Below are 23,517 nucleotides of genomic sequence, written 5' to 3' on the forward strand. Positions count from 1 at the left end.
GTGCCTAACGCATTTCGCCCTAGACCAGTATTTCGCCTTAGATCAATCGTTCCTTGTTGAAGAAGGCCTTGCGCCAGCGTGTGATGGTCACTTTCTCAAACAATCCCGCCTTGGCGAACGGATCGTTGGCGATGAAACGCTCGGCTTCCTTGCGATCGTCGGTGTCGACGATCAGAAGGCCGCCGCTGCCACCGCTGCCGTCGTCCTCGATCAGCGCACCCGCCGCAAGCAGCAGATGTTTGTTGGCGGTCAGATATTCGATATGCACCGCGCGATTGTCCGCCCGAATCTGGCTGCTGCCCTTCCTATCTACTGTCTGAATCGCGTAAGGCATATGGTTTTCTCCTAGTCCCGGGCCATCACGCCGCCTTGCGCGTGTTCTTATTGATGAAATCCTTCATCCGTGCAACGCCCTTCTCGATCGCTTCATTCGAAGCGGCGTAGCTGAAGCGGATGTGCTGGCCTTCGTTCGGCACCCGCGGGCCAAAGTGGATGTCCGCGAGAACAGCGACCCCGGCTTCATTCAGCAACCGCTTGCGGAATTCTTCCGAGTCCGCCGCGCCGATCAGCCTGCAGGCCTCGGTCACATTCGGCCAGGCATAGAAGGCGCCGCCGGGGTTCTGGCAAACCACGCCCGGCACCTTGTTGAGCAGGCCGACGATCAGGTTACGGCGAGCGAAGAAACTGTCGCGCATTTTCTTCGCATCGTCCTGCGGGCCGTTCATCGCTTCCACCGCGGCCCATTGAGTAATCTGCGATGCGCAGGAATCGGTGTTGGTGACCCAGCGCGTGAATACCGGCGCCAGCGCCTTGTTCGCAGCGAAACCGAGCCGCCAGCCGGTCATCGCCCAGGTCTTCGACGCACCGTCGCACAGAATGGTGCGCTCGAGCATGCCGGGGAACTGGGTCACCGAACAGAATTCGCCGTCGTAGCAAAGCTGCGAATAGATTTCGTCGGCGAATACCCAGACCTGCGGATGCTTGCGCAGGATCGCTGCGATGGCTTCCACATCCTTCTTCGGGATGATCCCCCCGGTCGGATTCTGCGGTGAATTGAGGATCAGCAACTTGGTCTTTGGCGTGATCTTGGCTTCGAGTTCGGCGGGATCGAAACTGAAGTTGCGCGACTCGCGCAGATAGATCGGCACCGGCACCGCGCCCATCGCCTTGATCTGCGACTCGTAGATCGGGAAACCGGGGACGGGATAGATCACCTCGTCGCCGACGCCGTGATCGGTCGTCGAAACGATCGCGTACGCGATGAAGGGCTTCGCACCGGCACCGACAACAACGTCATCCGCATGAATACTGATATGCCGCGTGCGGTTCAGGAAATTCGCCGCGGCTTCGCGCAGTTCCAGAATGCCGGCGGACGGCGTGTAGCCGTGCTTGCCTTCGTTGATCGCCTTGATGCCCGCTTCGCGGATGTTCTTCGGCGTCGGGAAATCCGGCTGGCCGATGCAGAAGGAAATGATGTCCTTGCCCTGGCGCTGCAGGGCGCTGACTTCGGCAAGAACCACGAAAGCGTTTTCGGTACCGAGTTCGTTCGCTCGGCGGGAAATGGCGGGCATGAACTGCTCTCCTCGGGAATCAAAAAGCGGGCTTCACCGGCCGGCGTGCCCGTCTCTAAGTATCTAATAGTCAAGCGCTTTATATCACGGCGCCGTACACAGGGTCAATGCACCAGCCAGCCATTCAAAATGGATGGGCCAGCCATTGATGACAAGTTCGTTTTTAACGTTATGAGGTACTAAATCGGATTAACATGCTGATTGCATTCAACCTGAATTATCAGGCGTCCTAAATGACGCAAAATTAAAGCGTCTTTTAGGAAGTCTACTTCACACTAGACGTCGCCCAATACAACCATGTCGTACTTCATTGATCTGTTCTCACCAGAAACGTACGAGGCTTTTGGTCGGTCGCCGCAGGACGTGTCGGGTTTCCGTATGCGTCACAAGGGGATGGCCGAGCGCATCAAAACTGGTGACAACTTTGTCTGTTATCTGACCCGCGTATCGCGCTGGTGTGGATTGCTGGAGGTCATCGAGGGACCCTTCATCGACAGCAAGCCGATCTTTGTTCCGGACAGCGACCCCTTTGTCGTCCGGTTTCGCGTCCGGACCAAGGTATGGCTGGCCATCGATCAAGCACTACCAATTCATGACGACAAGATCTGGCAAGGCCTGTCGTTTACGCGCACCCTCGAAAAGGGGTCCATCGCTTGGACGGGAAAGGTCCGAGGGAGCCTTGTGCGTCTGGACGACAAAGACGGCAAGTTTTTGGCCGACGCCCTGTCCGCCCAAGTTAAAGCACCGATTGTCTATGCTCTGGATGAACTGGACTTAAAGAAACTCACGACGCATACGATCAATCGTTCTGACAAGGTGGTCAGCGTTTCTGTTCCTGAAGACACTCCCGCTTCAGAGGAGACAATGCCTCCGCAAGAAGCGGAATCGCGTGAGTCAATCCAAATTCAGTCCCTCATAGCTCAGATCGGCGCTCGCATGGGAATGTCTATTTGGATACCACGCGCCGACCGAGGCGGCGTACTCCGGGAGTGGAAGAACGACCAGCAGCCACTTCTTGATCGCCTTCCGCTTAACTACGACGATACAACACTGCGCACAATCGAGCAGATCGACGTTATATGGTTACGTGGCCGCTCAATCGTGCGAGCGCTCGAAGTCGAGCACACCACCGCCGTCTACTCCGGGATTTTGCGGATGGCGGATCTCCTTGCGCTTCAACCGAACATGGACATCAAGCTTCACATCGTTGCGCCGGTTGCGAAGCGAGAAAAGGTATTTCAGGAAATTCGTCGTCCCGTCTTTTCCTTGCTTGAAAAGGGTCCTCTCTCTGAGAGTTGCACGTACGTCTCATACGACAGTCTGCGAGAGTTGTCATCACAGAAGCACCTGTCGCACCTCTCCGATACTGTACTCGATGAGTACGCGGAAGAGGCGGAATGAACGCGACGTCTAACCCTTTGTTACTGCGGACAGGGAGCTTGCGCCGTGCCAATTCAACTGTCGTCGTGGCCCGCCGCACAACGATACGTTAGCCGTCTCATGACCATCAAGCACTCGCTACGCATTCCGCCCGGGAAGCTCAGGTACTACCAAGAACGGTACGACTTCAGCGCCGAAGCGAACCTAGACAAGTACCACCAAATCGGTCCAAAGCAGGGCTACCTCACGGTTTCTCAACTACACGAAATCTGTCAATGGAAGTCGAAGCGCCGTGCCGACCTCGCGCTTTCGAACTCAGAAGCACTCGTCCGCGAAATTACTGCCTTCTCCTTCTCCGCAAAGTGCGAAGAGTCGAGGCTCGGGGCGCTCACGCTCCTCTCTGGCGTCCAGTTCCCAACTGCGTCGGTTATATTGCATTTCTGCGTTGATCAGTCATATCCAATCCTGGACTTCAGAGCCATATGGAGCCTCGGTGTTAAGCAGCCTTCGCAGTACATAGTCGCCTTCTGGAAGGAATACGTTCAGCTCTGTCGTGCCGTGGCTGCAAAGCATCGCCTCACTGTTCGGGAGTTGGATATGGCACTCTGGCAGTACTCCAGTGAACACCAAGGTGGCTAACCCTTCGCCCCAGAAGGACACTACGCCGGCAAGCCGGCTTCGTGGCCCTGAGCTAGGACGTTGGGCAGCTTAGAGCGGAACATTCGATCGTCCGCCGCACATCATATGAAGATCAAATGGCTCTGGATGTGGATTGGAGGCGCGATAACCCGTGTCGCTGGCACAGGTTTGGTCGTCGGAATATTTATTGCAGCCTATGGCGCAGCACCGGGGCAGGCTATGGCCGATCTGCTTGCACACCTGCCTCTGTGGCTAACGAATCCGTGGTTCAAACTGACCCTAGTAGTCATCGGGCTATTTCTCATCGGCGTTTCTCTGCATTTCAACGTTTGGTCGCTGCGTCAAGAGGCGATTGACGAATTGGCTGAGGACTTGTCGTGGGCAATACATCACCTGCTCAACAGGCCCGTCGCAAATGAATCAGAGGTTGCTCAGTGGGAGGCAGAGTTTAAGGCGTGGTGCGAGCGAGTGAGCGCCAAGCTCGAAAACAGAGCATTTTTTACGAGAGCAGATCAATTGCATTTCGATAGGCTGGGTTTTGTTCCGGCAGCACATTTTGCGCACAGCTTCAACCAACGGCACGAATGGTTGGTCTCGCAACTGAATTTGAAATTCGAGCGGCTCCGCGACGTAATTAACTGGACGCAGATGAGAAGGCGGTGAGAGCGTGTCTAGCGGGTCAGGCCTGCAGTGCGCATAACTAAAGATGGCGCGAATCGGCCGACCGGCCGTTGACATCGCTATTGCGTTCCGGCATTTTCCTTGTGGAGTATTCTCAAGGACAGTTCAATGAACATCGACACCGGAAAGATCGACGAGACCGTTCTCGCGCTTCTCTATCTGACCCTCCATGATGGCAATCGCGCATGGAAATCTTATGACTGGGATGCGATGAACCGGTTGCACGAGAAAGGCCTGATTTCGGATCCGGTCAGCAAGGCAAAGTCTGTCACGCTGACAGAGCGCGGGCTGAAGGAATCGGAACGTCTGTTCGAAAACTTTTTCGGCAGCGTTTGATGCGGCGTCTAACCGACGCTCGGTAACCGGTTGCCGCACAAAAAATGACGAAGACCGCAATCACAGGGCGAATCCTCGCGGTTCAACCTCGCATCCGGCTGTTACGATCCTTCGATCAGCGCCAGCACAACTATTCCGGCTACGCTCTTCTGATCGAATCCGACGCCTCGCCGTTCTGGGTCGGCGTCGGGCCCGCCGCCCATGCCAAGTACCGCTTTTGCGCGGGAGGAACTTTCTCCGCGGAAGTCGAATCGGTTGCGAACCCGGAACTCGAAACCGTCGACTACTACAAGGCGACAAGGATCCAGTTCACGCCGGGCGAACCGCAGACCACCTCGCCGCCTCCGTGGTTGAGTGTGCCGCCCGAACTCGCAATCTACCGGGAGCGCGGCCATCGACGTCTCGCGGAGTCCACCTACGAATCGTTCTGCCTCTCGTGCATCTGGGGATGCCGGATGCCGGTTGAAATCACCCTCGATCAATGGAATCCCAAAGAAAAACAATATCGCCGGGAAACGTTCTGCTACGGACCGAAATCCTGTCCGAAGTATCAGGCCGGTCCGAACCGCAAGGTTCCCGGCAGAAACAATACAGTCTGGGAAGAAGAAGACTGGGTGGACGAAGAGGCGACATCCCATCGGGGGCCGGACGATTGATGTACAGGTCCTGTATTGGCCTGTTCCTTGCCTCGACTGTCGTTACGCGGCACCGTATGTCTCAGCCTTGGACAGCAGCGGAACTTGCATGGGATTCGCCGATCCCGCGCGACGTAAAATCGCCATGCTGGACCTGAGTATTCCGGCGCTTGTTGATAGACAGGACGGCCGTCCGGAACGGTCCGATTCTTGCGTCAAAGAACCGCAATGGCACTGCATTGCGCGAAGATGTGACGCAACGCGCCGACCATCGATCCCGGAAAATATTGCGAAAACTCTTTTACATGCGACGTAATGCGCGCCGCGTTCCGCTGCTGTCCGGCTGGTGGAACGATGCACGCTTTTTCTGGCACACCACAAACAAGGCTCCGTGGGCCGCCGCTTTGATTGTCGGCGTGGCCATCACGACGTTCGGTGCAATCGCGGTTTGGCTCGAGTCGAACAGTTCGGAGAAGCGCGAACTGACCTGTCTTGCGCTGAACGTTTACTACGAAGCCCGGGGCGAGCCCCTTGCCGGGAAATACGCGGTGGCCGAAGTCACGATGAACCGTGTGGTCTCGCGCCGTTACCCGGGAACAGTCTGCGAAGTCGTCTACGAGAAGAGATGGGACCGGTTGCGCAAGCGTTATGTCGGTGCATTCTCATGGACGGAGTTCGACGTCGTTCCCCACCCGGAAGGCGAACAGTGGCATCGGGCCAGGGAAGTAGCTGAAGCTATCTACTTCGGACGGCAACCGCCGCAACTGAACGGCGCCCTGCACTATCACGCGACTTACATCAGACCGAGCTGGGCACGCGGCCTGCAACCCGTCGCGCGCATCGGCGGGCATGTTTTCTACGAGTGACCGGCCTGCATACATGCATAGTCAATCCATCATGAAATCTTTCGGTTCGGTACTTCAGCTCGGCTCTTTCGTTCTTCTGCTCGCCCTGATTCCCTATACGCTGTTTGCCGGCTTCTGGTTATATCTCGCGGTTTCCTCATGGACGGCTGGCTCCGCTGGTCCACTTGTCTATTCCATGGCCCGCTTTATTGCATGCGTCATGCTCATCTATGCGCTATGGCGGCTGCGGCAAATAGGCTTGCGCCTGCGCAAGGGTATGCCGCTAGGCAGCTGAGGATTTCGTACAGTTGTTTCGTGGTGAGATTCGAGGTTTCCTCCATGTACCCCTCAAGGGCACCCGTCGAGCTATTCCCTGATGCCTTGCATTCCCTCGATGGCTATTTCAACGAGCGTGACGATGCTTTGGCGCAATGCTTCCCCTTCAAGGCGGTTATCGGTCTCAAACCCGCTCGGCGTTCCTTTCAGAACCCCGTCCCGGTAAACGCGCGCGTTCCACACCACGCGCTCGCCGGGTGAGTACTTTGCCTCGTACTGATATCTCCCCCCGCCTACTTTGCGCGTATTGATGTCCTTGATCGATCCGGTTTGCGTGGCCATCAGGGGTTCTTGTCGTCGAATTGATACTATCACCGTGGCTGCAGCATCGTTTCGAGCGCTCGAAGGCAGTTCTGCAAAGGGGTGGTCGCCATAGCCAGACCGAGAGCCACGCCGGTTGAGTTGATCAGCATGTCCGAATACTCGAATCCACGGTAGTCAGTCATCCCCTGGAGGTACTCGAGCGCAATGCCAAGTGCGCTGAATGCGACGGCCAACAAAATCCGGGGACCCGTCGTACGGTAGATCTGCCCGAACCAGATCATCAGCCAGCCGTACGCGACCAAGTGGCCAATCTTCAAACCCTCGGGTGCACCAAGATCCGGCGGATCGGGCGTCAGTGACAAATAGACAACCAGCAGAACAAAGCCGAGCCCGCAGATGATCCAGAGTCGCCTGAATCGCAATGGCATCGCATGAGTGCCCATGAAGCTCTATGATTCGATCAAAAGCATGTCGCCGACGCCCCGCGAAAACTCCGTGTGCGGTATTTCAGGTACGGAAATCCATGTCGCAGTTTTCAAAGATCTTGATCTGGTTTTCGGCTTCTTCACCGGTAATGCCGTAGATCTCCCGGATGGTCCTCGCGAGCCTTTCACGATGTCCTGCAATCGCGTCGAGCTGGCGATCGGTCAATCGTGCCCACTGTCTCAGCAGATTTCCTCTCATTTGCGCCCAGTTGCCTTCTATGAAGCCCCAGTCCATTCAACGCTCCTCGTTATTCGTGACTATTACAACCTCCGGCCGGACCGGATGGGCGTTCGTCATTCGAAGACGCGACATACGGACACCCGAGGATCGCAGGTTACGCGATCCGCTCACCCCCCGTGATCGATTCGTCGGGATAGACTGGGAAGGGCGCCCGGGTGGCCAACCAATCCCTTACCATAAGGCGCCCGCCGGAACCACGCTAGTAGTCGTACACGTGCTCGATTTGGAATCCGTGTTCGCGCAACGTGTTGAGCGAAACCGCCAGAGAACCCACGGTCACCACCAGTGCAACGCGCTTCTTGCCCGGCTGCGTGATGATCGGCTGGGTGAACAGCAGCTTTACACCGCCGGCTTCGGGTTGCCAGTCACTGGAAACCAATGCACTCAACAAGATGATCGAACGATTGCCGGCGATCTCACAGAAACCGGCGCCGCGCCCCGCGAGCGTCGCCGCGTGATGCGTGAAGGCGTCGTAACGCGGCACGGTGATCAGCGCCCTGCCATCCGGTAGCGATTGCAGCACCTTGAGTTCAGGCAGCTCGGATTCAATCCCTGGTGGCAGCCGATCCACGACGATCGTCGTCACCAGCAAGGGCGTCTCGTAACTCGCCTTCGTGGCCTTCTTGATAAGCCAGCCGTAAGTGGCCTTCAACGCGTATTCGGTGGTCAACGCGTACTTGCGTTCCCACTTGCGCAGCATGTCCGGCCCCCACCAACTGGTCTCCTTCCACAGGCCCGCCAGCTTTTGCCGGAAGTCATACTCGTACCAGGGAAGCACGCGAATGAAGTCCACGTAATCCTGCGCGATCCGGGCGCCGTAACGATCTTCTGCGGTCAGGCCATGGGTCGCCGTCAGTCCGCTCAATCTGCCGATGAGGGTTTCGTACGCCGATCTGAGGGCATACTCGACCGTCGTGCTGACCCCGATCACCATGATCATCACGTGATACCCGGCATTGAACGGATAGCCGGTTCGAGTCGCGTCGTACACGGCATGGTAGCTTTGCCAGAACTGGCGGATGTGGCCGAGGAAGGGAAACTGCGTCGGCGCATGATCCTTGACGTAAACCGCGTACTCGGCCGGACTGTGGACCAAGTACCACTCGGGAAACGTAAGGAAAGTCTGCTCCGTTCCCCGCCGGTGTTCCTGCGGGGCAATCACCGTGGTTTCGACATTCACCGGCTGTTCGGCGTGCGCCGCAGGCGCGACTAGCACGATGGCGGCTATGCATGCAGCGACCCGGAGCGAGCGTCCCTCCATCGCCGCTTGTGCCGGTCTCATTTGACGAAGGCCATCAGCAGGTTGTCCGAAGGATCGTGCGCTTGCGCCAGGCGCTGCCCGGCATCCTTGAGGCCAACCGCCTGCAGCCGCTTCGTCCATTCAGCAATCGCGACGAAGTGGCGCAGCTCCGCCTGATTCACTTCCCACGGCGCACCCAGTCCGGCGTTGAAGACCGTGTGCGCGAGCGACACGAAAGTGTCCATTTCCGGTGTGACGACATCATGATCGCGCAGGATGAATGTGCCGCCGGGCCGCAAGATGCGGACGATGGAGCGGATGAATCCTTCGAGATCCGGCGGATCGATGTGATGCAGGCCGATGTAGCAGGTCACCAGCTCTGCGCACTCATCCGCCACGCTGTCGGGACTGATGGGCGCGTAATTGTTCATCGGCACGAAACGGCCGAGCTTGCCGATGCGTCCCCTCTCGACAATATCGACCGGCGAGTTGGTGGGAGCGAAGTCGTTTACCAGCACTAGCGGCCCGCGCAAGCGAAGATGCTTGCGCAGGTCACTGACATACCTTCCGGTGGTTCCGATTTCGACATAGCCCTCTATGTCGCGCTTGTCGCCCAGCAGAAGCAGGGTCTGGCGGGTCATCTCGCGTTTCTGTTTAGCGAGTGACGGCAACGCGTAGAAGACTTCGGAGAGGGCGGGATTGATGCGTGCGAGGTTGTGCTGGATGTAGCGGTAGATGGACTCGTCGTCCGCGTGTACCGAGCAAGCCTCCTTGATCAAAGTGTGGAAGCGGTCTTCCGGATAGATGCGGTAGACGTTTTGAAGGAAGCGGTAGAACGCATCGGCCCACTTCACATCCGAGTAAACCGCGTGGAACTCCGAATTCTTCGCGGTCGCCACGGCAGGCGGTTGCAGCGTCGGGGCATAGTACTTGTCCCACAGAACGTTGCGAAAACGGAAGTCCGGATCGAGTCGCCGCTTCAGCGAGAACAGCTCGCCGACGCGCGGATAGGCACGGTGAAATTGCTCCGGCGTTGCGTGCGGCTGATACGGCAGATAGTACGTGCCGCCGACCGCGATCACCGCATCGATGAGTTCCCGTGTCCATACCGCAACCCGGTGCTTGGCATTCTCCCGTGTGCGCTGCTTGTAGTAGAGAACGAAAGCGAAGGTCTCGCCGCGGGCCCAGGCGAGCAGGGTCCCGGGATCGGAAAGCGCGTGGCGCACCGAGATGTTCAGCATGTTGACGCGGTGGCGGCGCAGGATCTCCGCCATCCTCGGCAGGAACTCGTCGAACTTGTCCACCGGGACGAAGTATTCCTGCAGTACGTAAGTGCGATGCGTTCTCGACGGCGGCTCAAGCTCCGCGACGTTGTAACCTGCCTCGTAGTTACGCCAGTGCACTTTGGAGAAAAGGTAGAGCACGGGATCGATGAGGTACTCGCGTCGCCATTTTCCGAGCGGCGTCTCCGAAATCGCCCACAGGAAATAATTCTCCAGCGGGTAGGCATGGCGATGAGGTTGCAGCCGATAGGGAGTCGTCACCGGTTTCCAGGTCTCCACCCAGGTGACGGCGCGGGCACGCGTATAGTCCGGCGCGTAAAGATCGGCATTGTGGAACACAGCCTTGCGATCTTCGCGAACGGCCCTGCGAAACCAGGCCGCATATTCGTTCGCCGGCATCTTGACCGCGACACGCTCGACGCGGGTGTTATCCGCCAGTTCCAACTCCGCTTCGACGATCACGCCGAGGCCGCCGTACCCGCCGATCGCACCGTAGAACACTTCACTGTTCTGCGCCGGGCTGGCTTCGATCAGTTCGCCGCTCGCGAGAATGACCTTGATCGCGTGCACCGAGAGGATCAACGGGCCAAGACCGAGATAGCGGCCGTGCACGTTGACGCTCAGGGAGCCGCCGACGGTGAAATTGGCATAGGTCTGCATGATCTTGACCGCCAATCCATGAGGATCGACGAACCGCTGAATATCGCACCAGCGGATGCCGGTCTGCACGCGAATAGTCTTGTGCAGCGGGGAAAACTCGATCACCCGATTGAAGCGGCGCATGTCCAGATGCAGGCTGCCGGCGCTCGCCGTCTGCCCGCCCATACTGAAGCGCCCTCCGCCGACGGAGATGGGTCCGTTGGTACGCGACAGCGCCGACCGCACTTCTTCCATGCTGGTCGGCATGGCGACCGCCCATACGGCAACCGGATTGAGCCGGGTGACGTCATTGACGATGGTTTGCTGGGTCATCTTCATGGGCTGGCCTAACTGACGGTTAAGTAATCGTGATCTTCCTCCAGGGGATCCCGGCCATACTGATTCTCGCCGGCAGATCCCTTGCGCAGCCCCAGTTCGACGAACAGCCAGAGAATGCCGAAGACCGGAATCGGCGCGACAAGAAACCAGAGAGGAGATTTGCCACGATCGCGAAGCCGCTTCGTGGCCAGGGCCGCCAATGCCCACAGGAGCGGCGGATACAAGATCAGCGTGCTCGCGTAACCGGCAGTCCTGTCCAGAAATACGAACAGAACGATGAACACGAATCCGAGCAATAAAAGCGTCCACCAGAATGTCGAACGCGAGATGCGACCGTTGAACGAGAAGAGCAATCGGCGAAGTTGCTTCAGCATGGGTCCCCCTGATCAAACCATCCCGGAGACGCCATTATATCTATGCCGTCGTCCTGCCACGATGTCCGGCTGTGCCTGCCGGACACTCTGCTCCAGATCTGTCGACCGTGAGGTTCTCCCGTGGCAACTATCGGCGCCAGTCCGATGTAGTGAGTACCCTCCCGAGCAATCGGATCAGATTGGCAATCGATCGAAGTTGAAAGGCCTAACGAAAAATGCCAATTCTCGGTCTCAGGTAATGCCAGCCCGAGCCGTTGCAGCTTGAGCATTCGGCGTCATCACGGCGGCCGGTGGTAACGCAATCGCCGCATTCTTTCCAGTCGTTCAGGTCCAATGCGCCGCTAGAGACACCCCTGCACCTCTTATTGCCGTATTGAGCCGAACATCGCCCATTGATATTCTGCACTTGATACTCGAAGCGTCTGCATAGCGTGCAAACGGCAACAGGGTGTCCGCGCTTTTCAATGGTCATTGTTGCCTCTCCATTCACTGGAGTGATCGGATGGTCCTGATTCACTTCCCGCTGAAAAGCGGAGCAGGCCCACTCGTTCCGGAATACATCGTCGTCTACGCCCGGCGCGATTCGACCGCCCGAGTCGACTTGCCTAGGTGAAAGTGTTCAATACCCATTTCGGAACGTCGAATACAAATGCCCAGAGTCCCACCGGGCCAGTGACGATCCAGGACACAGGGATCAATCCGACAACAAACATGCTGAGACTGCCGAGTTTGAGCGAGAGCCACAGCCAATGCATATTCGCAAGCAACATCAATTTCAAAGCCCCAAACAACAGGTCTGCCTTCGTGCTTCGAACAAAACGATCAGGAATACGTACAACCGTGTCTTCCATATTTCCTCTGGTCTGAACCCGCTGTGTATCCTATGCCTACCTTGCACGCGCCTGGCTGCAGACAAGTGCGGTCAAGACGGGTGCGCACGGGGTTTGCCGGTGCCGAGTGCCATAACACACACGACCTCCCTTGCTCGTCGGTTGTCCCCGGCGCATTTCCCATATTGCAATGGCCATGCCAGTGGGGAGTGTCGAAAAAGTGGCACATCGGCACCGTTCGAAAGCATTCTGTTTCTGAACGGAAAAAAGAAGTGGCGGGAAACCGTCAAACAAACTGGCGAATCCCCAGCACAAGACTCAGCCGCAAAGCGTCATTGAAGCCGATATTGTGGGATTCCGGTTGATGTATATCGAATATGCCGCCATATGGACTCGGTGCTGTCTCTGTGCGCCTTAACGCCTGCGTGCACGGACTGGCGGTCGCACTTCTCTTTGGCGCACCCCCGATCGCAGCGAAGGAGACTTGTTCCGTCGCAGTGGATGTCGGTCACCTCGTGAGCAAGCCGGGCGCCACGAGCGCACGGGGAATTCCCGAGTTCCAGTTCAACCAGGCTTTGGCGAAGACACTTCGCACCTCTCTCGAGGCAAAAGGTTGTCAGGTCGCGATGGTCAACGAGGATGGGGATATCCCCGCGCTCAGGGATCGCACCGCGAAAGCAGGCGATGCCCGGCTATTCGTTTCGATCCATCATGACTCGGTGCAACCACACTATCTCGAGAATTGGGAATTCGAAGGAGCGGACCGCGGCTACAGCGACCGGTTTTCCGGCTACTCGTTGTTCGTCTCGCGCGACAATCCGTTCCCGGAAAAGAGCCTGCAGTGCGCCTCCGCGATCGGCGCCGCGCTGCAGGCAAGCGGCTTTCCGCCTTCGTACTATCACGCGGAGCCGATACCCGGCGAGAACCGTCCGTTCGCGGACAGGAGCAACGGCGTGCACTACTACGATCGACTGGTCGTGCTGCATACTGCGAAACAGCCGGCCGTTCTGATCGAGGCAGGTGTCATCGTTAATCGCAAAGCGGAACAGGTGCTGGCCATGTCGGAGACAAGGGAGAACATTGCGCAGGCGATCGCGGAAGGTATTGCCACCTGCCTGACCAGCCGAACGGATGCGCATGAATGAGCGCGCGCTGGAGGCCGTCGTGATCGGCGGCGGTCCGGCTGGTTTGATGGCCGCGGAAGTGCTGAGCGCGGCCGGCGCCCAGGTCGATGTGTACGACTCCATGCCATCGCTCGGGCGCAAATTCCTGATGGCGGGCAAGGGTGGCCTCAACCTCACTCACTCTGAAGCGCGCGAACCATTCTTCACGCGTTACGGCGCGCGGCAGGCCAGCATCGAGCCGCTGCTGCATGCGTTCGATTCCAGTGCGCTGCGCGAATGGGTGCGCGGTCTGGGAGTGGAAACCTTCGTCGGCAGTTCCGGACGCGTATTCCCCACAGGCATGAAAGCTGCGCCGCTGTTGCGTAAATGGCTGCATCGCCTGCGCGAAGCCGGGGTCAAGTTCCACGTCCGTCACCGCTGGCTCGGTTGGAATGACCGCGGCGCGCTGCGCTTTGCTACGCCGCAAGGTGAACATTCGGTTCGTGCGGATGTTGTGGTACTGGCGCTCGGCGGCGGCAGTTGGATGCGGCTCGGTTCGGATGCCGCATGGGTCCCAATGCTCGAACAACGCGGCGTTCAGATTACCCCTCTGCAACCATCCAACTGCGGCTTCGACATCGGCTGGAGCGAACACTTCCGCTCGCGGTTCGCCGGCCAGCCGCTCAAATCGGTGGTTGCCTCTTTCACGGACTCAGCGGGCGTAGCGCATCGCCGGCAGGGAGAATGCATCATCACGGACACCGGCATCGAAGGCGGCCTGGTCTATGCGCATTCCGCGTCTTTGCGCGACGAGATCGCCGCCAAAGGCGCTGCGGTCGTTCATCTCGATTTGCTGCCCGGACGCGAACCGCGGCGCGTGATCGAGGAGATCGCGCATCCGCGCGGCGCGAAATCCCTGTCCACTCATCTGCAAAGCCGCCTGGGCATCAAAGGAGTGAAGGCGGGATTGCTGCGTGAAGCCCTGCCGAAACAAGACTTCGCTGATCCGGTCCGCCTTGCCGCCGCACTCAAGGCATTGCCGTTGCGCCTCGTCGCGACCCGCCCGATCGACGAGGCAATCAGCACGGCGGGTGGCGTCGCCTTCGAGGCACTCGACGAACGCTTGATGCTCCGCGCAGTGCCGGGCGTGTTCTGCGCCGGCGAGATGCTGGACTGGGAAGCGCCCACCGGGGGCTATCTGCTTACCGCTTGCTTCGGCAGCGGCCATGCCGCCGGGGCCGGGGCGCTCGCCTGGCTCGACAGTCAAACTCGACAGAGAGCGAATTTCCCAATGTCAACATGAGCACGGCAAGACAGTGAGTCCTCGATCGCACCTGGCCGCGAACCATCCGGAGCCGGCGTCACGCCGGAGACGACGAAGACGGATCGCCCGGAAGTGGACGCAGCGCGTAAAGCAGCATCCGGCGGAAAGGTCGAAAGCAATTCCCTGGCAATTCCGACCCAGTCGAAGCAATCGGACGCAACAGCCAAGCCTGCGAACTGATTGGCGCTTATCTTTCGTTGCCGGTGAGCACGTTTCATCGGCATTATTCTGTTTTCTTCGGGAACGACCATGAGTTCCTACGTCGACGACGTATTGATCAATGACGAGCGGGTGATGTATCGCGCCAGGATCAGCAAATGGTCGCTGTGGCCTTTCATTCTGCTCGGAGCGCTGTTGCTCCCCGTCTACGGCATGGGACTGCTGTTCTGGCTTTGGGCCTGGATCGTTTACGCGACCACCGAGCTGGCGATCACGAACAAGCGCGTCATCGCCAAAACGGGACTGATCCAGCGCCGCACCATCGAAATGTTCCTGGAAAAAATTGAAAGCATCCAGGTCGACCAGAGCGTCCTCGGTCGCCTGTTCAATTTCGGTTCCGTCGTGATATCCGGCACCGGTGTGCACAGCGCGCCGTTCAAGAACATCTCCGACCCGTTGTTGCTGCGAAAGAATTTCATGATGGCAGCGGACGCCCGGCGCACCGCGTAGGTCTTCCTCTGGGAAGAACCCGGGCTCTCGCATGAAAAATCCATGGCTGGGCATTCCGCTTTCCGATTATGAAGGCCACATGGCGTTGCCGGAAGTCGCGCAGGCGCGATTGCTGGCCGACGTTTTTGCCGGGCAACTGGAAATCCACAAGCCCCGGTCACTGGCGATGCTCGGCTGTGCCGGCGGTAACGGATTCGAGCGAATTGCTCCTGAAGTGACCCGGCGTGTCGTCGGCGTGGATCTGAATGGCCAATACCTGAATGAAGTTCGCGCGCGATTCGGAGCGAAATTCGAGCGGCTGGAACTCGTCGAGGGCGACATTCAGACCGACGCAGTCGCATTCGCATCGGTCGACCTGATGTATGCGGCACTGGTTCTGGAGTACGTGAATGTCGAAGTGACGCTCGGCAGAATGCGTGATTTTCTGAATCCAGGCGGCGTCCTCGTCACCGTCGTTCAATTGCCGGGAACGGATCTGCCGGCGGTCACACCCTCGCCGTATTCCTCGCTTGAAGCCCTCGAAGCCGTGATGCAGTTCGTTGCACCGAAAGACTTGCTGGTCATCGCCAAAAGCAATGGCCTGCGCCAAATATCGTCCGCAACAAGGAAAACGCAAACCGGAAAGCCATTCCAGGCGCAGGTTTTCCTGCGCCCGATAGCTTTGCGCCGAATTCCCCGGGATAATCGTGGATGATTTTTCGTACCCGCCACATAGCATCGGAAAACATGAAACCCGCCGACGCCGCTCCCGCCACTTTCCGGGAATTCGAACACCGCGCCTGGCAGAGCGTGGTCAAGCTTTACGAGGATTATTTCGGCACGCTGACCGCGCAATGCATCGAGCCTTTGCTCGACGCCGTGGATGTGCATGCCGGCGATGCTCTGCTCGACATCGCCACCGGCCCCGGCTACATCGCCGCCGCAGCCGCGCGGCGCGGCGCAAGGGTCACCGGACTGGATTTTTCTTCGGCGATGATCGCCGAAGCCTCCGCGCTTCATCCGGGCATCAGCTTCCGCGAAGGCGATGCCGGCAATCTTCCGTTTCCCGATGCGAGCTTCGATGCGGTCGTGATCGGTTTCGGCATCCTTCATTTTCCCGATCCGGATCGCGCGTTGCGCGAGGCGTTCCGCGTTCTGCACAGCGGCGGACGTTTCGGCCTCACCGTCTGGGCGGGTCCGGACAAGGCCGCTGGCTTCGGCATCGTCATGCGCGCGGTCGAGCAGCACGGCAGCACCGATGCAAAGCTGCCACCCGGGCCGCCGTTCTTCCGTTTCAGCGACGTCGCGGAATGCAGCAAGACAATCGCCGCGGCCGGCTTCGGGCAGGTGAAAATGACCGAGGTTCCGCAGGTATGGCGCTTCCCCTCGCCCGCCGCTTTCTTCGACGGCATCAGCGCGAGCACCGTTCGCACCGCCGCCCTGCTGCGCGCGCAGACGCCGGACAATCTGGCGAAGATCCGCGCGGCAGTGGAACGCGAAACCAGCAAGTATTCGCATGCCGACGGACGAGTCGAGCTACCCATGCCCGCGCTGCTGGCCAGCGCGCTTAAATCCTGAAAGGGATTCGACGCCGCTCGCGTGACTGTGCGGCTCCGGCCGTGCACTGGCTTCGAGCAGTCCACTCACTGTTCCGGTGCCGGAATGGTCCGGCCCCCGGATCATGTATCGCCGTCAATGTCCTGAATTAAAAGCGTTCCGGCGGAAATCCCGATGTCCGCCGATCGTTGGTCCGCTTATTGCGCTGTCATGCCTCAACGCGCGCTGCGCAACCATAGGGAGCCGATCATGAACGCAAGCAAGCCTGCCATCTGGGTGCCCGGGGACTGGAACGCCTTCTTCGGTTTCGGCACCAATATTTTGCTCAACCTGCTCGTTCTCACCGGACTGTTGCGATTCGTGCTGAAGATGCCCGACGACATCGTCTTCGGTCGCATCCTTCCGGCTTGCGGCCTGATGCTGTTCATGAGCACCATGTACTACGCCTGGCTCGCCTATCAACTGGCGAAGAAGACCGGCCGAAACGATGTCACCGCGCTGCCGTCGGGCACCAGCGTGCCGCACATGTTCGTCGTGGTATTCGTCATCATGTTGCCGATCGCACTGAAGACCGGCGATCCGATCAAGGGCTGGGAAGCCGGACTGACCTGGGTATTCATTCAGAGCTTCGTGCTCATGATCGGCGGCTTCGTCGCGCCCTGGATACGCAAAGTCACGCCGCGTGCCGCGCTGCTCGGCACGCTGGCCGGCGTATCCATCGCATTCATCTCGATGCGCCCGGCGCTGGAAATGTTCATGACACCGCTGATCGGCATCGTCTGTTTCGCGATCATCATGGTCAGTTGGCTTGGCGGCGTGCGTTACTTCAAGGGCATTCCGGCGGGCCTGGTCGCCATCGCCGTCGGCACGCTGATCGCCTGGGGTTCCACCGCATTGGGCCTGAATTATGGCGGCATGAGCCTCGACAAGCTCGCCGGCTCGGTTTCGAATTTCGGTTTCTCCATTCCCATGCCGGCATTCGGTCACGTGTTCGCCGGTTTCGAATTTCTCGGCATCATACTGGTGACCGCCATCCCGTTCGGCATCTATGATCTGGTGGAAGCCATCGACAACGTCGAAAGTGCCTCCGCGGCCGGCGACAGTTTTCCCACCACGCGCGTACTGACCGCCGACGGCATCATCAGCCTGATCGGCTGCCTGATGGGCAACCCTTTCATCCTCGCCGTCTACATCGGCCATCCCGGCTGGAAGTCCATTGGCGGCCGCATCGGTTATTCCGCCGCGACCGGCATCATGGTGATCCTGCTGGCCTGGTTCGGCATCATCTCGGTCATGATGGCCCTGATTCCAGTCGTTGCGATCGCGCCGATCCTGCTCTACATCGGCATGCTGATCGGCTCGCAAGCTTTCCAGGAAACGCCGCGCAGCCATGCACCGGCGATCATTCTCGGCCTGGTACCGCATGTGGCGGCATGGGGCAAGCTGCAGATCGATGGCGCGCTGGGCGCGGCCGGCACCAATGCCGCAGCCGTCGGACTCGACAAACTCGGTCAGGTCGGCGTCCTCTACCACGGACTTCAGGTGATCGGTGGTGGCGCCATCCTTGGCGGCCTGGTGCTGACTTCGATCGCGGTATTCGTGATCGACCGCGCATTCTCCAAAGCGGCGGTGTTCGCACTGATCGGTGCGGCATTCACGTTCTTCGGCTTCATGCACGGCGAGGCAATCGGCTTGGCCCAATCGCCGGTGGTCGCGCTCGCTTATCTGGGCGTGGCGGGCGTGCTGTTCGGCTGCGGAAAGTACGCGACGGCCATACCAAAGGCGATCGAAACCCACGCGCCCCACGGCGCCATCGGCCAACCGGCCGGCTGATCCGGCATCAGATTCCCCTGCCCCTCCGGCGGCCCTCGCGGGCCGCCGTTCATTTGCGACACCGCAAAGAAGGGTCGACTGCCGCTGCATAGTCAGGCAAGCTGCCGGCATCCAAACGCGGACCGGAGCTTTCCGATGGTCGATCGAAGCGGTTCTGCCGCCGACGTCCTGCACGCACCCCACCCCCCGCTGACCGAGTACTATCCGGACGAAGCGCAACGCCGCAACTGGGTGCGGCGCATGTTCGACGGCACCGCTGCGGACTATGATCGCATCGAGCGTTTCGTCGGGTTGGGGTCCGGATCGTGGTATCGCGGCGCCGCTCTGTTGCGCGCGGGACTGAAGCCCGGCATGAAAGTGCTCGACATCGGCGTCGGCACCGGGCTGGTGTCGCGCCAGGTCGCGCGCATCGTCGCCGCCCCCGAACTGGTCACCGGCATCGATCCGAGCCCCGGCATGCTGCAGAATGCGCGGGTACCCGCCGGCGTGAAGCTGGTGCGAGGCGGCGTCGAACACCTGCCGTTCGCCGATGCCAGCTTCGATTTCTTAACGATGGGCTATGCGTTGCGGCATATTGCGGATCTGTCGGTCGCATTCGTAGAATGTGCCCGCGTGTTGCGGCCCGGCGGACGCTACTGCATCCTCGAGATCACCCATCCCGATAAAAAATTTCACGCGACGCTGCTGAAAGGCTATCTGCGCGGCGTTGTGCCCTGGCTTGCCCGGTTGACCTCGCGCAACTCGGAAACACCGGTACTGTGGAATTATTACTGGGACACCATCGCGGCTTGCGCACCGCCGTCGCAAGTGATGCACACGCTCGAGGGTGCCGGTTTCGGCAAGGTGGATCGCCACGTCGAACTGGGCATATTCTCGGAGTACCGCTCAGACAAGCCGGCCAACTAAACAGCAGCCCTCCTGAAGTGCATCCGGACATTCTTGCCCGGCACTGCTCCGCTTCAATCGAGCTTGAAGATGATTTCCTGGTCGGCCTGGTAGCTGGTGCCGTCGCGCTTGAATATGTACTGAACCACCGCCTCCATGACCGCCGCGTCGAACACGCCTGGCGGGTCCGCAGCCAGGATCTTGGCATCGCTCACGCTGCCGTTGACTTCGACGGTCAGCCGCACCCGCACCCGGCCCTCGATGTGCTTCGCCTCGGCGTCGGGCGGATACTTCGGCTTTATTTTCTTCACCGGCTTGACGTCGCGGAACACGGACGGCAGCGGCTGCGCCTCCGGTTTCGGTTCGGGCACCGGCTCGGGCGGTTTCTCTTCTTCCTTCGGTCTAGGCTCGGGCTTCGGTTTCGGCTCGAGCTTCGGCAGCACGATCTTCGCCTGCACCTCGTTCGGCAGCGGCTTCGGCACGACGATCGGTATCTGCTTGATCTCGCGCTCGGGCCTGGGCTTCTGCTTTTTCGGCGGCTCCGGCGGCGGTATTTCCTCGAGCGGGGGTTGCTCGAGGCGCACCGACATCACCGGCTCCGGCGGCGGCTCCTGCCAGAATTGCAGCACCGACCAGTTCACGCCCAGCAGCAGGAACGGCAGGATGATCTCCATGCCGAGCGCAATCAGCAGCGCGCGCCACAGCGGCAGCGTCTGCTGCTCGGCGTCCCCGGGTTGCGCCCACAGCGGACCCCGGCTTACGACTGTGGCGCTCATCGGCCGCGACCGCCTGCTGGAATCACTTCTTTTCCGCCTTCGCGGCGATGCCGACCGACGAGATGCCGGCGCCGCGAACCGCATCCATCACCTGCAACAGCGACTGCAGCGGAACGTCCTTGTCGCCGGCCAGCACTACGTCGACCGGTTTCTGCTTTTTCAACTCGACGAGCTTCGTTTTCAGTTCTTCCTGGGTGACGGGTTTGCCGTCGATGACGGCCTCGCCGGTCTTGGTGATGCCGACGGTAACGGTGGAGGACTTGATCGTCTGCGTGGTCTTGGAACTCGGTATTTCCATCGGCACGCCGGTGCCGGCGATCATGCGCAGAGAGATCACGACGAAGAACACCAGCAGGAACATCATGATGTCGATCATCGGAATCACTTCCACGCGCGGCCGGTTCGCTTCGAAGTAGGCGGACCGGGTGCGTGCGCTCATGACGCCCTCCCGCGTATCGCCGCAACCCCGCTGCTGTGCGCCTCGCGCACCGGCATGCCCTGGTGCGTCGATCCGCCGCCATAGAGACGGTTCAGCACCATGACCTTGAGCAGATCCATCTGGTGCACGGCCAGCCTCACGCGCTTGTTGAAGTGATTCAGGAACAGCACCGCGAAGATGGCGATGAACAGGCCGGCACCGGTGGCGACCAGCGCCTCGGCGATGCCACCCGTCACCATCTGCGTCGCCGCGCCGCTCGAGCCTGCGGTACCGAGGATGTCGAAGGCGTGGACCATGCCGATGATCGTGCCGAGCAGGCCCATCAGCGGCGCCAGCGTGACGGACGTATCGAGCACCCAGATCAGGCGATCGATTTTCGGCAGTTGCCACATGATCGCTTCGTCGATATGCCGGTCCATGGTCAGGGCATCCTCGCCGCGCGAGGCCAGCGCCGATGTGATGATCGATCGTTGCAGCGAGCCGTCGTAGTGCGTGGCGAGCTGTTCGAGCTTCTCCCAGTTCTGGTATTCGACCAGTTGCAGGTCGTGCTCCATGGCCTCGCCGGACTTCAGCACTTTGAAGAAGAAGTACGAGCGCTCGACGATCACCGCCAGTGTGATCAGCAGCAGCACGCCCATCAGCGGCAGCAGGCCGCCGGACATCACGCTCAGTTGAATCAGTTTGTCCATCATTGTTGCTCTCTCCCTGTTTGATCTGGGCGAACTGTGATTTGGTGATTCAGTGATTTAGAAAACGCGACTCGTGGAGCCATTGTCTTTCACTATTCACCATTCACTGTTCACTGTTCACTGGTCACCGTTCACTGTTCGATCGGCGGATAGAACGGCACGCCGTAGCGCTCGGAAATACGCCTGGTTTCCCCGCTTTTCAACATCGCCGCGAATTCCTCGTCGATGAACTTCAGCAGCTCGACTTCCTTTTCCTTGATGCCCCAGGCGTTGTCGAAGCGCATCTCGTCCGGAGGCCGGTAGCCCTTCACCATCTCGAACTCCGCTTCCGGATGTTCGAGTTTCGCCTGCGAAATCGAGCCCGACCAGATCATCGCGGCATTGACCTGCCCCTTGATCAGCGCGTCGATGACCTGATAATTCTGGAAGAAGGTTGCGTGCGGGATGTCGTGCTCGTCGGCGTATTCGCTCATTGGCGAGTACGCCGGAACGCCGACTTTGACGTTCTGCGCCTTGGCATCGTCGAGCGTCTTCACGTCGCTCGCAGGTCCCTGGGTCACCAGCACGTAGCCCGTGCTCATGAACGGCCTTGTGAACGCCATCTTGTGCCTCGGCATGTGATGGTCGTCGTTGGTGATCGTGAGTCCGAGAAAAATGTCGCAGATGCCTTTGTCGACGGAGGTACCGAAGGTAACGCCGACGCCGAAACGCATGCCGGTGTTGACCCAGGCGATGCTGACGTCCCAGCCATGCCTTTTGGCGATCGCCTGCAGGATTTCGATCTCGATGCCGGCCGGCTCATTATTGTGTGCGGTTCGCGAAAACGGCCAGAACCAGGCATCGGCACAGGCGAGGATGCGGCGCATTTTCTGGACGCGTTCCATCGCCGGCACCGTCTTCAGCTCGTCCGGAATCGCGGTCGGCGCGAAATTCCGATAGCCGGATTGATAGAGGCGGTCGGACAGAGGATCGAATACCTCGGGCTTGCGGTAGCCGATCTGCGGCCGGCGATCCCTGCCGTAGACGTACTCGGGTTCGAGTTCGAACACCTTGGCATCTTCGGCGAGCGCGCGCGCAGCAACGGTGGTCATGGCGGCGGCCATCAGCAACATGGCAGTGCAGCGAACGGGAATCCGCATAAAAATCTGCTCAGGAAGGCTTGCCGGCTCCCGTGGCAATGCGATCGCCATCGGGAGAGCACATTCTCGTTTTTACGTAATGCACCACGATGCTGACGACAGGACGAGATCGAACGGGATCTGGCGCTCGCCGCGGAATGGATGCTTGTGTTTTGTGTGGGCGTAATCCTATAGCAAATCGGTGGAATCAGGCCCGGATTATCGGCATCGGTCGGATGTTGCCCGCAGTTGACGCGCGCGGGCTTGTACAAACTTGCTCTTCTGGTCGGAAAACCGCGGCCACCGCGCACGGTTTCATCCGTGCTAACCTTCAGACGAATTTTTCCGCCCAGGCGAGGGCGTCGGTGTAGGTATCGTGGACGGTCTCGATATTGATGCGAAGGCCCCGGTGAATGGTGTCAATGCGCGCTTCGTCGGCCTTCTCGATGGCTTCGGCGAGCAACAGCAGCGGCATGTAGGGTCCGTCCCTTTTGACCAGGGCATCGCGCATTGTGGCGGCGATGTTCAGCGGTTCCAGGAGCTTTTCCATGGGCTCATCGAACAGGACATCCAGCAGCGAAAATACGCCGACCACGAACAAGTCATCGGCCTGCGGCTTGCCAAAATGAACTTTGCCGAGCAGCTCCATGAAGCGACCGCGGATGATGGCATTCATGCCGGTGACCGAGCGTCCGGCGCGCTGGTCGGCGGTCACCAGCAGCATGGTCAGCCAGCGATACAACTGATGGTAGCCGAGGATAGTAATCACCTGGCGGCAGGACTTGATCTCGCGGGGGAAGCCCATGGCGGCGGAATTGATGTAAGTCATCAGCCGGTAGGAAATCACCGGATCGGCCTTGAACTGGTCCTCGATTTCGGCGATTTCCACTTCCTTGCTGACCAGATTCATGATCTTGACGATCTGGGGGTAGGATGGCACCGTGCGCCGGGCTGGGGACTGCGTGCCTGGAAGATGGGTCGTGCTGGTCATGGGCTCGGGGTGCTGCATAATATTCCGCCTTTTCAA

The 23,517-nt window shown here is 59.5% G+C and carries 28 protein-coding genes; 14 read left to right on the top strand and 14 right to left on the bottom strand.

Features of this window, described 5'->3' with window-relative positions:
* Nucleotides 1–37: 37 nt before the first annotated feature.
* Together HY067_01255 and HY067_01260 are read right to left on the bottom strand one after the other, a co-directional pair.
* On the bottom strand, nt 38–334 hold the full coding sequence (locus HY067_01255; protein ID MBI3526576.1) for a YciI family protein: 297 nt from the start codon (nt 332–334) through the stop codon (nt 38–40).
* 25 nt (nt 335–359) lie between these two features.
* On the bottom strand, nt 360–1,571 hold the full coding sequence (locus tag HY067_01260; GenBank protein MBI3526577.1) for a pyridoxal phosphate-dependent aminotransferase: 1,212 nt from the start codon (nt 1,569–1,571) through the stop codon (nt 360–362).
* A 297-nt stretch (nt 1,572–1,868) separates the two neighbouring features.
* On the opposite strand from HY067_01260, the gene HY067_01265 reads away from it, so the two are divergent.
* The 7 genes from HY067_01265 to HY067_01295 all read left to right on the top strand — a co-directional run bounded on the left by HY067_01265 (nt 1,869) and on the right by HY067_01295 (nt 6,382).
* Nucleotides 1,869–2,972: a hypothetical protein gene (locus HY067_01265; protein MBI3526578.1), complete on the top strand. Its 1,104-nt coding sequence runs from the start codon at nt 1,869–1,871 to the stop codon at nt 2,970–2,972.
* Between the two features lie 99 nt (nt 2,973–3,071).
* Nucleotides 3,072–3,590 (top strand): hypothetical protein, encoded by a 519-nt coding sequence (locus tag HY067_01270; GenBank protein ID MBI3526579.1) that lies wholly within the window; start codon nt 3,072–3,074, stop codon nt 3,588–3,590.
* A gap of 105 nt (nt 3,591–3,695) precedes the next feature.
* The gene (locus HY067_01275) at nt 3,696–4,253 is read left to right on the top strand and encodes a hypothetical protein (protein ID MBI3526580.1); all 558 of its coding nucleotides are present in this window, start codon (nt 3,696–3,698) and stop codon (nt 4,251–4,253) included.
* Between the two features lie 126 nt (nt 4,254–4,379).
* Nucleotides 4,380–4,607 carry a hypothetical protein gene (locus HY067_01280; protein ID MBI3526581.1) on the top strand — a complete coding sequence of 76 codons (228 nt, stop codon included), beginning with the start codon at nt 4,380–4,382 and terminating at the stop codon, nt 4,605–4,607.
* Between the two features lie 44 nt (nt 4,608–4,651).
* Nucleotides 4,652–5,263 (top strand): hypothetical protein, encoded by a 612-nt coding sequence (locus HY067_01285; GenBank protein MBI3526582.1) that lies wholly within the window; start codon nt 4,652–4,654, stop codon nt 5,261–5,263.
* A 284-nt stretch (nt 5,264–5,547) separates the two neighbouring features.
* A complete protein-coding gene (locus HY067_01290) occupies nt 5,548–6,108 on the top strand; it encodes a cell wall hydrolase (protein ID MBI3526583.1) in 561 nt (186 codons plus the stop codon).
* Nucleotides 6,109–6,139: 31 nt separating this feature from the next.
* Nucleotides 6,140–6,382 (top strand): hypothetical protein, encoded by a 243-nt coding sequence (locus HY067_01295; GenBank protein MBI3526584.1) that lies wholly within the window; start codon nt 6,140–6,142, stop codon nt 6,380–6,382.
* Between the two features lie 71 nt (nt 6,383–6,453).
* Here HY067_01295 and HY067_01300 read toward each other — a convergent pair whose 3' ends face one another.
* From HY067_01300 to HY067_01330, 7 genes are all read right to left on the bottom strand, one after another.
* Nucleotides 6,454–6,705: a hypothetical protein gene (locus HY067_01300; GenBank protein ID MBI3526585.1), complete on the bottom strand. Its 252-nt coding sequence runs from the start codon at nt 6,703–6,705 to the stop codon at nt 6,454–6,456.
* Between the two features lie 29 nt (nt 6,706–6,734).
* A complete protein-coding gene (locus HY067_01305; protein ID MBI3526586.1) occupies nt 6,735–7,130 on the bottom strand; it encodes a VanZ family protein in 396 nt (131 codons plus the stop codon).
* A 64-nt stretch (nt 7,131–7,194) separates the two neighbouring features.
* Nucleotides 7,195–7,407 (bottom strand): general stress protein CsbD, encoded by a 213-nt coding sequence (locus HY067_01310; protein MBI3526587.1) that lies wholly within the window; start codon nt 7,405–7,407, stop codon nt 7,195–7,197.
* A gap of 205 nt (nt 7,408–7,612) precedes the next feature.
* Nucleotides 7,613–8,695, bottom strand: coding sequence for a hypothetical protein (locus HY067_01315; protein MBI3526588.1), 1,083 nt, complete (start codon nt 8,693–8,695; stop codon nt 7,613–7,615).
* The gene (locus HY067_01320) at nt 8,692–10,908 is read right to left on the bottom strand and encodes an FAD-binding protein (GenBank protein ID MBI3526589.1); all 2,217 of its coding nucleotides are present in this window, start codon (nt 10,906–10,908) and stop codon (nt 8,692–8,694) included. The genes HY067_01315 and HY067_01320 overlap by 4 nt, the downstream gene beginning before the upstream one ends.
* Nucleotides 10,909–10,922: 14 nt before the next feature.
* The gene (locus tag HY067_01325) at nt 10,923–11,288 is read right to left on the bottom strand and encodes a DUF805 domain-containing protein (protein ID MBI3526590.1); all 366 of its coding nucleotides are present in this window, start codon (nt 11,286–11,288) and stop codon (nt 10,923–10,925) included.
* A gap of 605 nt (nt 11,289–11,893) precedes the next feature.
* Complete coding sequence (locus HY067_01330) at nt 11,894–12,139, bottom strand: hypothetical protein (protein MBI3526591.1); 246 nt, start codon at nt 12,137–12,139, stop codon at nt 11,894–11,896.
* 356 nt (nt 12,140–12,495) lie between these two features.
* Between HY067_01330 and HY067_01335 the strand changes: the two genes are divergently transcribed.
* The 7 genes from HY067_01335 (at nt 12,496) to HY067_01365 (ending at nt 19,489) form a co-directional block, all read left to right on the top strand.
* Complete coding sequence (locus HY067_01335) at nt 12,496–13,263, top strand: N-acetylmuramoyl-L-alanine amidase (protein ID MBI3526592.1); 768 nt, start codon at nt 12,496–12,498, stop codon at nt 13,261–13,263.
* Nucleotides 13,250–14,524, top strand: coding sequence for a TIGR03862 family flavoprotein (locus HY067_01340; protein ID MBI3526593.1), 1,275 nt, complete (start codon nt 13,250–13,252; stop codon nt 14,522–14,524). The genes HY067_01335 and HY067_01340 overlap by 14 nt, the downstream gene beginning before the upstream one ends.
* Before the next feature lie 270 nt (nt 14,525–14,794).
* Entirely contained in the window at nt 14,795–15,214 is a 420-nt protein-coding gene (locus tag HY067_01345) for a PH domain-containing protein (protein ID MBI3526594.1), read from the top strand.
* 31 nt (nt 15,215–15,245) lie between these two features.
* Nucleotides 15,246–15,908, top strand: coding sequence for a class I SAM-dependent methyltransferase (locus tag HY067_01350; GenBank protein ID MBI3526595.1), 663 nt, complete (start codon nt 15,246–15,248; stop codon nt 15,906–15,908).
* Between the two features lie 32 nt (nt 15,909–15,940).
* Entirely contained in the window at nt 15,941–16,771 is an 831-nt protein-coding gene (locus HY067_01355; GenBank protein ID MBI3526596.1) for a methyltransferase domain-containing protein, read from the top strand.
* 228 nt (nt 16,772–16,999) lie between these two features.
* Nucleotides 17,000–18,583, top strand: a complete 1,584-nt coding sequence (locus HY067_01360; protein MBI3526597.1) for a regulator — start codon at nt 17,000–17,002, stop codon at nt 18,581–18,583.
* Nucleotides 18,584–18,718: 135 nt separating this feature from the next.
* A complete protein-coding gene (locus HY067_01365) occupies nt 18,719–19,489 on the top strand; it encodes a class I SAM-dependent methyltransferase (GenBank protein MBI3526598.1) in 771 nt (256 codons plus the stop codon).
* A gap of 53 nt (nt 19,490–19,542) precedes the next feature.
* Here the strand turns inward: HY067_01365 and HY067_01370 are convergent, their stop codons facing one another.
* From HY067_01370 to HY067_01390, 5 genes are all read right to left on the bottom strand, one after another.
* On the bottom strand, nt 19,543–20,244 hold the full coding sequence (locus HY067_01370; protein MBI3526599.1) for a TonB family protein: 702 nt from the start codon (nt 20,242–20,244) through the stop codon (nt 19,543–19,545).
* Nucleotides 20,245–20,266: 22 nt separating this feature from the next.
* Nucleotides 20,267–20,683 carry a biopolymer transporter ExbD gene (locus HY067_01375; GenBank protein ID MBI3526600.1) on the bottom strand — a complete coding sequence of 139 codons (417 nt, stop codon included), beginning with the start codon at nt 20,681–20,683 and terminating at the stop codon, nt 20,267–20,269.
* Complete coding sequence (locus HY067_01380; GenBank protein MBI3526601.1) at nt 20,680–21,375, bottom strand: MotA/TolQ/ExbB proton channel family protein; 696 nt, start codon at nt 21,373–21,375, stop codon at nt 20,680–20,682. The genes HY067_01375 and HY067_01380 overlap by 4 nt, the downstream gene beginning before the upstream one ends.
* A 128-nt stretch (nt 21,376–21,503) precedes the next feature.
* Nucleotides 21,504–22,511, bottom strand: a complete 1,008-nt coding sequence (locus HY067_01385; protein MBI3526602.1) for a transporter substrate-binding domain-containing protein — start codon at nt 22,509–22,511, stop codon at nt 21,504–21,506.
* A 310-nt stretch (nt 22,512–22,821) separates the two neighbouring features.
* The gene (locus HY067_01390) at nt 22,822–23,481 is read right to left on the bottom strand and encodes an HDOD domain-containing protein (protein MBI3526603.1); all 660 of its coding nucleotides are present in this window, start codon (nt 23,479–23,481) and stop codon (nt 22,822–22,824) included.
* Nucleotides 23,482–23,517 lie beyond the last annotated feature (36 nt).

Source organism: Betaproteobacteria bacterium (assembly GCA_016194905.1).
GTDB lineage: Bacteria > Pseudomonadota > Gammaproteobacteria > Burkholderiales > JACQAP01 > JACQAP01.